Below are 12804 nucleotides of genomic sequence, written 5' to 3' on the forward strand. Positions count from 1 at the left end.
CACAGGAACCCCACAGCGCCACCCAGTGACCGGCAAAGAGCGGGCCGGGAGTTTGGTCTCGTCACGGTCGCACTCGGCGGCCGTCGAACGGACCAAGGATCAGCGATGACGACGACCACCCCAGCGCGGTTGCTGCGGCGCCTACGCAGCGACACCGCGCCTCATGACAAACACCTGACGGGCGGCGCGTCACGCACGAACGCCGTCACGGGCCAGACCTCGAGCCGTGGGCGCGCGGCCACTCTCCTGCGCGGCAGGCAGGACGACCCAACCTGGGCGCGTCCCGCGCTCTTCGCGCTGCTCGCGTTCGCTGCGTTCGTCTACCTGTGGGATCTGACGAACTCCGGCTACGCCAACGAGTTCTACGCCGCCGCAGTGAAGTCGGCGACCCAGGACGCGAAGGCCTGGCTCTTCGGGTCGCTCGATGCGAGCAACGCCATCACGGTCGACAAGCCCCCGGCCTCGCTGTGGGTCATGGGTCTGTCTGCTCGGATCTTCGGGTTTTCGAGCTTCTCCCTCCTCCTGCCGCAGGCGCTCATGGGCGTCGGCACGGTGGCGCTGACCCACGGCGCGGTGCGTCGGTGGTCGGGGCACGCGGCCGGGCTGTTCGCCGGTCTCCTCGTCACCCTGACGCCGGTTGCGGCGCTCATGTTCCGCTTCGACAACCCCGACGCGATGCTCGTTCTCCTCATGACGGCGGCCGCCTACGCGGTGGTGCGCGCTGTGGAAACCACACGCGGACGCGTTGCTCTGCGGTGGATGATCGGAGCCGGTCTGCTCATCGGCTTCGCGTTCCTCACCAAGATGCTCCAGGGCCTGCTCGTGCTGCCCTGCCTCGGCCTGGCCTACCTCGTCGCGGCCCGGTTCTCGCTCAAGCAGCGCCTCGCGCACCTCGTCGTGGGTCTCGTCGGCGTCGTCGTCGGAGCTGGCTGGCTCGTCGCACTCGTCTCGCTGTGGCCGGCGTCGGCACGCCCGTACATCGGCGGCTCGGCGAACAACTCGCTGTGGGAGCTCGCCCTCGGTTACAACGGCCTCGGCCGCATCCTCGGCGGCGCGGGCAACGGCGGCGGAGGTGGTGGCGGAGGCGGCTTCGGTGGCACCGCAGGCCTCCTGCGCATGTTCAACAGCCAGTTCGCCGGTGAAATCTCATGGTTGCTGCCGGCCGCTCTCCTGCTACTCGTCGCCGGTTTCGTCGCTCGAGGACGGGCGCCGCGCACCGACCGTGTTCGCGCGTCGCTCATCCTCTGGGGCGGCTGGCTCGTCGTCACGGTGCTGTGCCTGTCGTTCATGCAGGGCACCGTCCACTCGTACTACGCGGTGGCTCTCGCTCCGGCGATCGCGGCGTGCGTCGCCGTCGGTGGCCGTGAGGCGTGGGCCCGACGCGACTCGTCGGTGTGGCGGCTCGTCATCGCCGCGGCTGTCGTCGTGACGGCGGCCTGGAGCTTCCAGGTGCTGTCGACGAACGCTGCGTCGTGGATGCCGTGGCTCAAGTGGGTGTCGCTGGTGCTCGCCGTCATCGGGGCGCTGACGTTCGTGGTCGCCGGTGCTCGCCCTGCGCGAGTGCGTCGTTTCGCGACGATCGGACTCGTCATCGGCGTGCTCAGTGGCCTGGGCGGAACGACGGCGTACACGCTCGCGACGATCACGCAGGGTCACACCGGCTCGATGCCGGCGTCAGGCCCGGCCGTGGCCGGCGGGGCAAGTGGCGGCCCCATGGGTGGTGACCCGTCGGCTGGCCAGGCCGGCACTCGATCGAGCGGTCAGCAGGGCACCCAGCAGAACGCCCAACAGGGCGGCACGACAGGCGGGTCGTCGTCATCGTCGGCGCAAGCAGCCACCGGAACGCCGCCGAGCGGGCAGCCGCCGACGGGAACGCCGCCGTCCGGCAGCCCGGGTGGATCGGCACCAAACGGTGCCGCACCGGGAGCGTCCGGCACGAACGGGCAGTCGTCGTCAGGTTCGACGAACTCCCCCGGGAGCGGGTCCGCGTCGTCGGGCGGTGCAACGTCGGGATCGGCAACGTCCGGTTCGATGCAGGCTGCTCCCGGCGGCCAGGGCAGCGCGACGAGCAACACGGCCCTCAGCGCCAAGCTCGACGCGACGACATCCACGTGGTCCGCTGCGGTCATCGGTGACCAGAGTGCGGCCGGGTACATCCTCGCCTCCGACACCGCGGTGATGTCGATCGGTGGCTGGAGCGGCAGCGACAACAACGTCACGCTCGCGCAGTTCCAGGAGTACGTGAAGAACGGCGACATCACGTACTTCATCGCCGGAGGCGGCATGGGCGGTGGCCAGGGTGGCAACGGGTCGGCCGCGCAGATCACGGCCTGGGTCAAGGCGCACTACACGGCGACGACCGTCGGTGGCGTGACGATGTACGACCTGACGAAGGCGACGTCGTAAGCCTCCCCCTATCTCGGTACGTTGTGTGGATCTGGCCGCGAGATATCGCGGCCAGATCCACACAAGTGCACCGGCTGCGGCTGGTAGCCGCCGAGCCTCATGACCCGAACCGATCTGCCGGAATCGTGAGCCGCCAACACCCACAACGGTGTTCGTCAGCGTGCAAAATAGGTCGGCACCCGAAAGGCGTTCGTGAAAGTCGCGGCGGGGCGGCATGTCAGGGTTGCTCTACCGCTGCGTACGCGACAGTGTGAGTGACACGCATCACGGGGTGAGAGGACACATCATGGCTGCGACGGACGCGGCGCAAGCCGAGGCGCACGAGCCGAAGACCGAGCTCAAGCGGGTCCTCAGCCCGAAGCTGCTGCTTCTGTTCATCGTCGGCGACATTCTCGGCGCAGGCATCTACGCCGTCACCGGCGACATTGCGGGCGAAGTGGGCGGCATGGCGTGGCTGCCGTTCCTCATCGCGTTCACCGTCGCCACCCTGACGGCGTTCAGCTACCTCGAACTCGTGACGAAGTACCCGCACGCCGCCGGCGCTGCTCTCTATACGCACAAGGCGTTCGGCATCCACTTCCTCACGTTCATCGTGGCGTTCACCGTCGTCTGCTCGGGCATCACGAGCGCTGCGACGTCGTCGAACCTGCTCGCTGCGAACCTCCTCACCGGTCTCGGCGTCGGCGGTGACGACGGCCCGGGCGCCCTCGGCACGATGCTCGTCGCCCTCGCGTTCATGGTGCTGCTCGCGCTCATCAACCTGCGCGGCGTCGGCGAGAGCGTGAAGTTCAACGTCGTGCTCACCGTCGTCGAGTTGTTCGCACTGGCCGTCGTCATCGGCATCGGCTTCTACGCCATGGCCACGAAGAGCGCCGACTTCAGCCAGCTCACGACGTTCGAGTCGTCCTCGGACCGCAACATGTTCGCCGCGACGACCGTCGCCACCGCCATCGCGTTCTTCTCGATGGTGGGCTTCGAGGACTCGGTCAACATGGTCGAGGAGACGGAGAACCCGCGTCAGGTCTTCCCGCGCATCATGCTCACGGGCCTCGGCATCGCCGTGCTCATCTACATGCTCGTCGCCGTGTCGGTCGTGCTCGTCCTGCCGATCAAGGACATCCAGAACTTCGACGGCGAGACCGGCATCCTGCTCGAGGTCGTCAAGACCGGCATGCCCGGCTTCCCCGTCGACGCGGTCTTCCCGTTCCTCACGGTGTTCGCCGTCGCCAACACCGCACTCATCAACATGATGATGGCGAGCCGCCTCATCTACGGCCTGGCGAAGCAGGAAGTGCTCCCGCCGGCACTCGGCAAGGTGTCGCGCCGCCAGTCGCCCTACGCGGCCGTGTTCTTCACGACGGCGCTCGCCCTGGCGCTCATCATCTACGTGTCGATGCAGAAGGGCACGCCGGTCGTCGGCGCACTCGGCGGCACGACGGGTCTGCTGCTGCTCATCGTGTTCACCATCGTCAACATCGCGTGCCTCGTGCTGCGCCGGGAGAAGGCACACCCCGAGGCCTTCCGTGCGCCCACCGTCATCCCGATCCTCGGTGCGGTGCTGTGCGCCTTCCTCGCCGGCCCGTGGGCACGCGACCCGGAGAAGTACATCCAGTACAAGATCGGCGCGGCCCTGCTCGCCATCGGCGTCGTGCTGTCGCTGTTCACGTGGTTCGTCCACACGCGTCACCACGAGAAGACGCGCTTCAGCGACATCGAGAACCTCGAGGAGTAACCCCTCTCCCGACGACGGCGCCCGCCCGACCCTCACGGTCGAGCGGGCGCCGTCACGTCGCGAGGCGTTGATGCGTTTCTCAGAGGGGGACGGCGATCTGGTCGTCGTCGCGGGTCTTGGGGCCGCGTTTCATCGTCAGCGGCAGCACCCCGGCGACGAGACACAGGCCGGCCGTGAGCAGCCACGCGGACGCGTACGAGCCAGCTCCCGAGCGCAGCGCGCCCGAGACGCTCGCGCCGATTCCGGCGCCGATCATGTGCGACGCGTAGATCCAGCCGAAGACGACGCCCGACGCGTGCAGCCCGAAGTGACGGCGACACAGCTCGACGGTGGGTGGCACCGTGGCCGTCCAGTCGAGGCCGTAGAAGACGACGAACGCCCACATGGGCATGTCGACGCTCGGGCCGAGCAGGCCGTTGATGAACACGAGCGAGATGCCGCGCGTGACGTAGTCGATCGCGAGAAGAATGCGCGGGTCGTAGCGGTCGGTCAGCCAGCCGGAGGCGACCGTGCCGACGATGTCGAAGATTCCGATGATGCCGATGAGGGTGGCGGCCGTCGTCGGCGCCATCGAGTGGTCGTGTGCGGCCGGCGCGAGGTGTGTGACGACGATGCCGTTCGTCGACCAGCCGCACACGAGGAACGTCAGCATGAGCACCCAGAAGGCCCAGTGTCGAGCGGCACTGCGCAAGGCCGTCAGGGCCATCGACCGGAAGCGGGGCCCTCGTCCTCGACATCCTGCGCACTCGCGGCACCGATGGCGCCGACCCCGACGTCGGCGGGCCGGTCGCGCAGGAACAGCGCGCAGAGCACCGCCATGACGAGGGAACACACCCCGGCGACCAATGACGCTGTGCGCCAACCGGGCCCGGCCGCAATCATGGCAATGACCGGCACGAAGAGCACCTGACCGGCGGCCGTGGCCGCCGAGAAGACGCCGGTGACGGTGCCCCGATGCGTGACGAACCAGCGGTTCGCGATGATCGTGCCGAACGTCAGCGCCATCGTGCCCCTGCCGAGGCCGATGAAGACGCCCCACAGCAGCCACAGCTGCCACGGCTCACCGACGAGAGTGACGGCCGCGCTGGCCAACCCGACGATGACGAGCGACCACGTGACCGTGCGGCGCACGCCCCACGCCTGCATCAGGGCTGCGGTGAACGGGGCAGCGATGCCGTAGAGCACGAGGTTGAGGCTCGCGGCGCCCGACGTCACGTCGCGCGACCACCCCGTCGAGTGCTCGATCGGTTCCATGAGCACACCGGTCGTCGAAAGGAAGGCCGACGCGGCGAGCAGCGCACCCGCCGTCACGCACGCGACTCCCCAGGCGGGATGGCGGCTGGCGGTACTCACGGGCGGCTCCTCGTGCGGGTGGCGAGTCCTCGATGCTACGAACTCCTGACGAACCGACCTACCGCACTTCCACCCCTCGGTCCACGCCCAGCGCTGCGCCGCCGTGATGACGCTGCCCGCCTGTTCGGGTGGGCAGCAGGGCTCATGAGGTTTCTAGCGTGGAGTCATGACTTCCCGTCACCTCTTCAGCTCGGAACACCGTCACACCTTCACCGCCTTCGGCGCCGGCGCCCTCACGGCGGCAGGTCTGGGCCTTGCCAAGAAGGTCACCGCGATCATGAGGACCGGCAAGGGGCATTCGGCCAAGCACCGCGCCCTCGACTTCGCGTCGGCGACCGCGTAGCCGAAGTACCCGCTCGACGCGATGAGTACCTACCTCAACGGTTTCCACTTCTACGCCGACGACATGGGCCGTCAGGTCGAGGCGACGCACTTCTGCACCCACCTGCGTCACGACCTGCATCAGTGCGTCATCTACGACAGCAACGCCGCGGACGCTCGCCTCATCGGCATCGAATACATCATCAGCGCAGAGAAATTCGCGACGCTGCCCGAGGACGAGAAGAAGCTGTGGCACAGCCACCACTACGAGGTGAAGTCGGGGATGCTCGTGGCGCCGGGCATTCCGGATCTCGCGGAGCGTTCCTACTTCGAAGATCTCGTCTCGACGTACGGCAAGACGTTCCACACGTGGCAGTACGACAAAGCCGACTTCCCGTTCGGCATCCCGCAACTCATGATGGGCTTCACCGACGACGGACAGGCCGACGAGAACGCCACGCGCGAACGCGACGAGCGCCTCGGCGTCTCCACGCCCGACAAGCGACGCGACCGCGCCGACATCCCGATGCCCGACGTCGACCCCGCCGCGAACTCGTGGCAGAGCGGACGCTCGGTGCAGACAACGCTCGAGGATGTCGACTTCACGCGCTGAGGAAGGCGGGACGTTGCCGATAAGGGCGGGTGCTTTGACTGCAGGCGCTCCTCGTCCCGCGGGAGCAGATGCTGTCGGTGCGAGCCGCTTAACGTCCCGTGTGTCGAACCCGCTCCCCTCGGCGGCTTGAGGTGAGCGTTCCCGAGTCACACAGGCTCGTCGCTCCAGGGCACCGCGTCGAGAATCGCGTTAGCTGCCTCCGGCGTCAGGACGGCCGACCAGACAACTTCACCCGGACCAGGCGCCAGGTCCGCTATCCCCGCAGGCTCCGGACCCCAGTCGTCCCCGGACACACCCGGGAGGGCCGACATCATGACCGCGAGCCTTTTCGGGTCGTAAACCTGTCTCGCAATGAAGGCAACGAATTGCTCTCCGCGATCCGCGCGGATCAGGACACCCATTGCGAAGGCATCGAAGTGTGCCATGACGATCTTCCCACTGCGCAAGCTGCGCGCAGCGCACTGCATCATGACCGTCCGATAGGCGCGCTGCTCCGCTACGGCGCGCTCGGCAATGATTCTGCGTCGATCCCATTCCTGGGGCAGAAGCGAATCGGTGTTGATCCTGTCCTTCTTCGCTTCGCTCCAGACGCACCGGCACTCGGACTCGATTCTGGTGTAAAAGTCGCGACGCGCGCCGTCTTCCCGCCACCCAGCGGCCCCAAGCCACCACCGCGAGGATTCGTCCACGCTTCGCGTCCACCCAGCGGCATCATCGAGTCGTGCGTTCTCGTGTAGGTCCGCGTCGGTGAGGCGGGTGGCGACGCCGCGCCACCGCCCGCGCTTCACCTTGAACCAGACTCGGTCTTTGAGCACCCCGATGCGGGTGGCTCGGCCAGCAAGCATGCGGGCCGGAAGCGACTGTGCTTCCTCGACGAGCTCGTGGGCCAGCAGATGCAGGGGAGCGTCCAACTTCGGGATCTCGATCTCGAGCGAGTCGAGGCAACGTCGGGTGGGACGTACACCTGAATGATCATCAGCCTGCATAGCGAGAGACTAGCGAGTCCTCACATGTCAGTCGGGCAATCCACCCAGATCGTCGAGCTCCTGCGCAGAGAAGCCGCTGAGGGCCGAAACGGCGGCAGCGTCCGAACCGTTGATCTCGCGAAGAATGTTCTGCACGGAGGCGTTGATCTCGTCACGGTGGCGATCGATGTATTCCTGCACAGCAACCTCGACGACATCCTTCTTGGACGTCGAGAGGAAGTGCGCTGCGTGAGAGATGAGCGCGTCCGTCGAAGAGGACACCTTGATAGGCGCAACGGCAGGCATGAAGAGTGTCCTTTCGTGAGTTCTTGGTACCAAAGTACCATAGCGGTGAAGTTGCCTATCGCCCCGGCTCGGGGCGCGTAGGCAACGCGCCGTGTCGGGATGGGCTCGCCGCCTCTTCGCCTGACGCGTGTCGGAGTCGCTACACCGCAGCCGGGGACGAGGCGCGCTTTCGGACGATCCCCGGCACGTCGGCGCGCAGAAAACCTCGTCGCCTAACCCGGCCGCGCCCCCGTAGTGTGAGGGAGAGCGCTCAGGCGCTCCCAGACCCGCCCGTACCCGTCCTGCTGGAGGCGCGATGTCGACCTGGTGGCACGACCACAACGCCTACTGGCGCGCTCATCCCGACGAATCAACCGAGAATCCATGCTTTCCCGATCATCTGGTGAGCCTGCTCGATGCCGTGGAGGCCTGCTTCGTGGCAGCGGGCGGCTCCTCGGCTTGGCCGGACCCACACGCAGACCCCAGCTCGCCGGGCGGCTGCAGCGCTCCCACCGACGACGAGTACAGCCGCCTCACCCACCCCGAGCGCTACGTCATCTCGAGGTTCGCGTGCGGGCCTGGATGGACGCCCTCGCCCAACTCGGTCTCGCTCACGTGGCACCACACGGAGCTGGACCACTGCCGACTCAGGGGCAGGCAACAACACCCTGTGCCTCCGCCGACGAGAGTCGCCCTCGCGCCGCGGATGCCGGCCTCGATGGACGCGATGGACTCGGCCAACACGACCACCTCGTCGAACCGAGCCCAGTGGGTGAGCGTGGCGAAGGTGGCCCGGCGTGGCCGAATTGTCCGCGACAACCGTCGGTGGTGTGGATGGCCATCCCGCACGAGAACGCGCCGACCCTACGCGTAGCGGCGTGGCCCCTGGACGAGCTCGGCACTCAGGTCGAGGTGGGTTTGAGCGACCCGATCGTCATCATCGATCGTGTGCCCGATTGCCCCTGCGACGCATGCGATGACGGTTCGGCTGATCTCTTGGAAGGTCTCGACCGGACGTTGCTGTCGATCGTCGACGGCTCGATCGAGGTCGTCGCGACCGGAGGTGTCCGGCGCGAGCGCAGCGCATGGGACGGCTCATCGGGAAGCGACTGGCTCGGTCAGGGTGACTACGCCGTCCGAGGAGCCTCATGGTTTCCCGGTCGTGAACCCCTGCCGCTCATCACGCCGATGACGTGATGACGTTCGGGCGACGCCCAGGCCCCGCTGTGGCTGACCCTGACGACAACCCGACGCGGCGGTCGCCCAGTTCCGGTCAGGCTTGCGGCGTCGATTCTGCGGCTTCGTATCGCTCCGGCTGTTCGAGGCACAGGCAGAAGGGATGCCCGTCCGGGTCGGCGTACACACGAAAATCGGCGTGGGCACTCTCGTCCTCGAGGAACGTCGCACCCAGGCTGAGCGCATGCGCGTGCGCCGCCTCGTATTCAGGCACGTGGAAATCCACGTGCGCCTGCTGCGGCACGGTGTTGGCAGGCCAGGTCGGAGCCACGTAGTCGGGCGACAACTGAAACGAGAGTCGCTGACCGGTGGGGTACTGCGTCTCGACCCAGTCGTCGCTGCGGTACGTGACGCGCCCGCCTGCGAGGTTGCAGTAGAACGCGGCGAGACGCTCAGGGTCAGGCGTGTCGATGGCGACGGAATGCAGAACGATGCTCGGTGAAGTCATGAGCCCATCATGGGCCCACGTCTGCAGCTCTGTGGGCTCATTCGGGCGGGGCTGCGGCCTCGGCCTTGATCTGCTCGAACTCGCGACCCATCGCCTCGCTCAGGGCGTGTGCATCCCGACGTTGACGACGTTTCCGCTCTCGTCGCGGTAGAAGAACCGGGTGACGCCCCATGGCTCGTCGGTGAGCGGATGAACGATGTCGAACCCGGCCTCCTGCGCGCGCCGATACGCCTCGTGCACATCGTCGACGAAGACGGAGACGCCCGGATTCATCGCGGCCGATGCGTCCTGCGTCATGACACTGAGTTGGTGGCCGTCGGCGTCGCCGAGGGTGACGATCCACCCGTGATCCATGAGCACGTCGAGGCCGAGAACGGCGCGGTGGTGGGCCACCCCGGCGTCGAGGTCGGCCACGACCAGATTGGGAACAACACGTTCGACTCTCACCCGCGTCAGCCAACACCCTCACCCGACGGTGAGCAAGGCTTCAACCGGAACCGGTCGGCCCTCGTTCGGTGGTTCGGCCGGGCCCTTGAGCCCGCGGTGGGCGATGCAGCGCGCCAGGCAGCTTCCGCGTCAGGCCGTCGCGTCGCGGTACGAACTCGGCTCTGCCCCAACGTCTGGCGAAACTCGCGTGTCAGATGGGCCTGATCGAGGAGACCGAGTCGCTGATCGCGGGGTCGGTGACGACGCGGCGAACTCGTGTCGGCAACTGCGTGGGAAACAGCGTTCCGGTGGAGGACTGCGTCTCGACCCAGTCGTCGCTGCGGTACGTGACGCGCCCGCCTGCGCGGCTGCGGTATCCGTCAGTCGAGGTATCGACGCTCCGGATCGGTGCCCCTTCATGCCGATGGGGAAGAGCGTGCTGAACACGCCGCCCGCGTAGTCGTTGCGGATGCTTCCCATGTAGGCCTTGGCCTCACTCGCATCTGCGAAGACGCCCAGGATGTTGTCGTGGGCCGACTCGGAATGCCAGACAACATGCACCTCGGTGATCGGTGCTGACTGTTCGGCCATCGTGCAACCTCCGTGCGTGGAAAAGCCAGGAACTTGAACATAGCCCGATTTCTCCCTGGCTCGGGTTGCCGTGGAGGTGTCGCCCACTGTCCTTTATGCGATACACCCGCGGTCACCCGAGATAATCCGTTGCCAAGGCAACGTCAACTAGCGGTGAGGTTCACCCGCGAAGACAGATGCTCTCAGGCTCTCAGGGGCGCGGCACGCCGAGGCCGATCGCAGCACACGTCATGTCTCATGACGCGGCCATCCCGATGAAGGACGATCAGCGAAAAGCCAGGCTGCGCCCTTACTCCCCGCCGACGCTGCGCAGGTAGCGCCCGAAGTGGGGCACGGTGAACGCGATGCGCCCGCGCTCGCCCGAGTAGACCAAGCCCTTCTTCATGAGCGAGTCGCGCGCCGGGGAGAGCGACTGCGGCTTGCGCCCGAGCACCTCGGCCACCTTCGACGTCGGCACCGACTCGATGTCGTCGAGCCCGGGCGTCTCCCCCGTCTCGTCGGCTGCAGCGGCCTCCGCTATCGCCGTCGCCGCGTCGGCCATGGCGCGCAGGTACTCGCGCTCCCCCGGCGTCGCGCGTTCGTAGCGCGAGCCGAAGAACCCGACGGCCAACTCGGCCTCGGCCTCCGGCATGGCCACCTTGACATCGTCCACCGTGATCGGCGACGCGGGCGCCAGATCCCACACCCCAGCGCCGTACGCCTGGATGAAATACGGGTATCCGCCCGTCGCGGCGTACATGGCCTCGAGTGCCTCGTCGGTGAACTCGGCGTCCTCCTCCTGCGCCGGGCCCTGCAGCGCACGGAACGCCGCCTCCTTCGGCAGCCGGTCGATGCGCGCGTACCGGAAGAGCCGCTCGCTGTACGACTTGGACGCCGACAATACCGCCGGCAGGTGCGGCAGCCCCGCCCCGACGACGATGACCGGCAGCGAGCTCTGACTCATCTCGTGGCACGCCGCACACAGGGCCGACACGTCCTCGGGGTCGAGATCCTGCATCTCGTCGATGAAGATGGCGACGCCCTTGCCCACGTCGGCCGCGAGGCCGCCGACATCCGTCAACAACTCGACGAGGTCGATCTCGATGTCGCCCGAATCGGCCCGGCCGGTGACGGCGGGCGCGTCGATGCCCGGGTTCCACCGGTCGCGCAGCTTCGCCTTCGGGTCGACGTCACGCTGGGCGAAGCTCTTGATGACGCCGAGTACGTGGTCGACGTCGTCGTCCTGCGGGTGGCCGAGTTCGCGCACGGCGGTGTGCAGCGCACTCGCGAGCGGCCGACGCAGCCGCTGGTCGGGGCGCGCCTCGAACTTGCCGGTGCCCCAGTGCGCCCGCACCGCACCCGATCGCAGCGTGTTGAGCAGTACCGTCTTGCCCACGCCGCGCAGCCCGATGAGCACGATCGAGCGCTCCGGGCGGCCCTTCGCGATGCGCGCGACGACGACGTCGAACGTGCTGATCTGCTCCTCACGCCCCGCCAACTCGGGCGGACGCTGACCTGCGCCGGGCGCGTACGGGTTACGAATCGGATCCATGCTCACCACCGTATTGCGCGCTCTAGGCGAAGATTGAGATTTGCGCGGCGTGGCGGCAACCACTCGTCTGCTCGGCTCCGATCCTCCGGCTGTCGACCATTGCCGAAGCGACTACTCAGGCGCGGCCGTCAGCACCGGCAGCGCGCTGTAGGCGGCACGGATGTGCGTCTCGATGCGCTGCGCGGCGTCCTCGCCGTCACCTGCTTCGAGTGCGGCGAAAATGCCCTCGTGCTGCTCGCAGAGCATGCCGCGGAAATCTGCGTACTCCCCACTGCTCAAACCTTGTTCGGCGACGAGGATCGGGGCGCGCAGCGACTCGCGCACGGCGATCGTCAGGTCCGTGACGAGGGTGTTGTCGGCTGCCCGCGCGATGGCGACGTGGAAGTCGGTGTCCAGTCGGTTGAACGTTTCGATGTCGACGCCCTCCCCGCGCATTTTTGCGAGCAACGTCCTCATCGTCTCCAGCGCCTCTGGCGTCACGGACGCCGCGGCCAGCGTCGCGCTCGAACGCTCCAACGCCACACGCAACTCGACGACCTCGCGCAGCCGTCCGTCCGCGAGCGCCACGTGCAGGCGCAACAACCGGGTCAGTGCGCGCGTTCGCGCCCGGATGATGCGCGTTCCGCCGGTGGCCCCGGCTCCCACGGACGACTCGACGACGCCCTGCGCCTCGAGCGCCCGGATGGCCTCACGGACCGCACCTCGCGAGACACCGAACTCCGTGGCGAGCTCACGCTCGGCGGCGAGGGTGTCGCCGATGTCGAGCGACCCGTCGAGGATGCGCTCCTCGATGTGCGCCCGAACGATGTCGAACGCCTTCGGCTTGTTCGGCATGGGCCACCCTTCTCGATGTTCGCCACATCCTAGGGCGACTGACCGATCACCTCCGTCGTCGAG

13 protein-coding genes are annotated in these 12804 nt (G+C 67.5%); 5 read left to right on the forward strand and 8 right to left on the reverse strand.

Going from position 1 to position 12804, the window contains the following annotated elements; translation table 11 throughout:
* The first annotated feature begins 105 nt into the window (after positions 1 to 105).
* On the forward strand, positions 106 to 2406 hold the full coding sequence (locus D1832_RS10290; RefSeq protein WP_118913828.1) for an ArnT family glycosyltransferase: 2301 nt from the start codon (positions 106 to 108) through the stop codon (positions 2404 to 2406).
* 286 nt (positions 2407 to 2692) lie between these two features.
* On the forward strand, positions 2693 to 4138 hold the full coding sequence (locus tag D1832_RS10295) for an APC family permease (RefSeq protein WP_118913830.1): 1446 nt from the start codon (positions 2693 to 2695) through the stop codon (positions 4136 to 4138).
* Between the two features lie 79 nt (positions 4139 to 4217).
* Here the strand turns inward: D1832_RS10295 and D1832_RS15565 are convergent, their stop codons facing one another.
* Together D1832_RS15565 and D1832_RS15570 are read right to left on the reverse strand one after the other, a co-directional pair.
* Entirely contained in the window at positions 4218 to 4844 is a 627-nt protein-coding gene (locus D1832_RS15565; RefSeq protein WP_206609388.1) for an MFS transporter, read from the reverse strand.
* Positions 4835 to 5491 (reverse strand): MFS transporter, encoded by a 657-nt coding sequence (locus D1832_RS15570; RefSeq protein ID WP_206609389.1) that lies wholly within the window; start codon positions 5489 to 5491, stop codon positions 4835 to 4837. Before D1832_RS15570 ends, D1832_RS15565 begins: the two co-directional genes overlap by 10 nt.
* A gap of 166 nt (positions 5492 to 5657) precedes the next feature.
* On the opposite strand from D1832_RS15570, the gene D1832_RS15365 reads away from it, so the two are divergent.
* The gene (locus tag D1832_RS15365; RefSeq protein ID WP_182434751.1) at positions 5658 to 5834 is read left to right on the forward strand and encodes a hypothetical protein; all 177 of its coding nucleotides are present in this window, start codon (positions 5658 to 5660) and stop codon (positions 5832 to 5834) included.
* A 21-nt stretch (positions 5835 to 5855) separates the two neighbouring features.
* Positions 5856 to 6425 (forward strand): OBAP family protein, encoded by a 570-nt coding sequence (locus tag D1832_RS10305; RefSeq protein ID WP_118913832.1) that lies wholly within the window; start codon positions 5856 to 5858, stop codon positions 6423 to 6425.
* A 146-nt stretch (positions 6426 to 6571) separates the two neighbouring features.
* Here D1832_RS10305 and D1832_RS10310 read toward each other — a convergent pair whose 3' ends face one another.
* Both D1832_RS10310 and D1832_RS10315 read right to left on the reverse strand, forming a co-directional pair.
* Positions 6572 to 7411, reverse strand: coding sequence for a hypothetical protein (locus D1832_RS10310; RefSeq protein ID WP_118913834.1), 840 nt, complete (start codon positions 7409 to 7411; stop codon positions 6572 to 6574).
* A 27-nt stretch (positions 7412 to 7438) separates the two neighbouring features.
* Positions 7439 to 7696, reverse strand: a complete 258-nt coding sequence (locus D1832_RS10315; protein ID WP_047310770.1) for a hypothetical protein — start codon at positions 7694 to 7696, stop codon at positions 7439 to 7441.
* A gap of 813 nt (positions 7697 to 8509) precedes the next feature.
* On the opposite strand from D1832_RS10315, the gene D1832_RS16215 reads away from it, so the two are divergent.
* Positions 8510 to 8872: a DUF6226 family protein gene (locus tag D1832_RS16215; protein ID WP_047310772.1), complete on the forward strand. Its 363-nt coding sequence runs from the start codon at positions 8510 to 8512 to the stop codon at positions 8870 to 8872.
* 76 nt (positions 8873 to 8948) lie between these two features.
* Here the strand turns inward: D1832_RS16215 and D1832_RS10330 are convergent, their stop codons facing one another.
* The 4 genes from D1832_RS10330 to D1832_RS10345 form a co-directional block, all read right to left on the reverse strand.
* Entirely contained in the window at positions 8949 to 9359 is a 411-nt protein-coding gene (locus tag D1832_RS10330) for a VOC family protein (protein WP_047310773.1), read from the reverse strand.
* Between the two features lie 99 nt (positions 9360 to 9458).
* Entirely contained in the window at positions 9459 to 9773 is a 315-nt protein-coding gene (locus D1832_RS10335; RefSeq protein WP_241510971.1) for a VOC family protein, read from the reverse strand.
* A gap of 892 nt (positions 9774 to 10665) precedes the next feature.
* Positions 10666 to 11907 (reverse strand): ATP-binding protein, encoded by a 1242-nt coding sequence (locus D1832_RS10340; protein WP_118913840.1) that lies wholly within the window; start codon positions 11905 to 11907, stop codon positions 10666 to 10668.
* A 111-nt stretch (positions 11908 to 12018) separates the two neighbouring features.
* Positions 12019 to 12741: a FadR/GntR family transcriptional regulator gene (locus D1832_RS10345; protein ID WP_118913842.1), complete on the reverse strand. Its 723-nt coding sequence runs from the start codon at positions 12739 to 12741 to the stop codon at positions 12019 to 12021.
* Between the last annotated feature and the right edge of the window lie 63 nt (positions 12742 to 12804).

It is taken from the genome of Dermacoccus abyssi, assembly GCF_003515945.1.
Classification (GTDB): domain Bacteria; phylum Actinomycetota; class Actinomycetes; order Actinomycetales; family Dermatophilaceae; genus Dermacoccus; species Dermacoccus abyssi.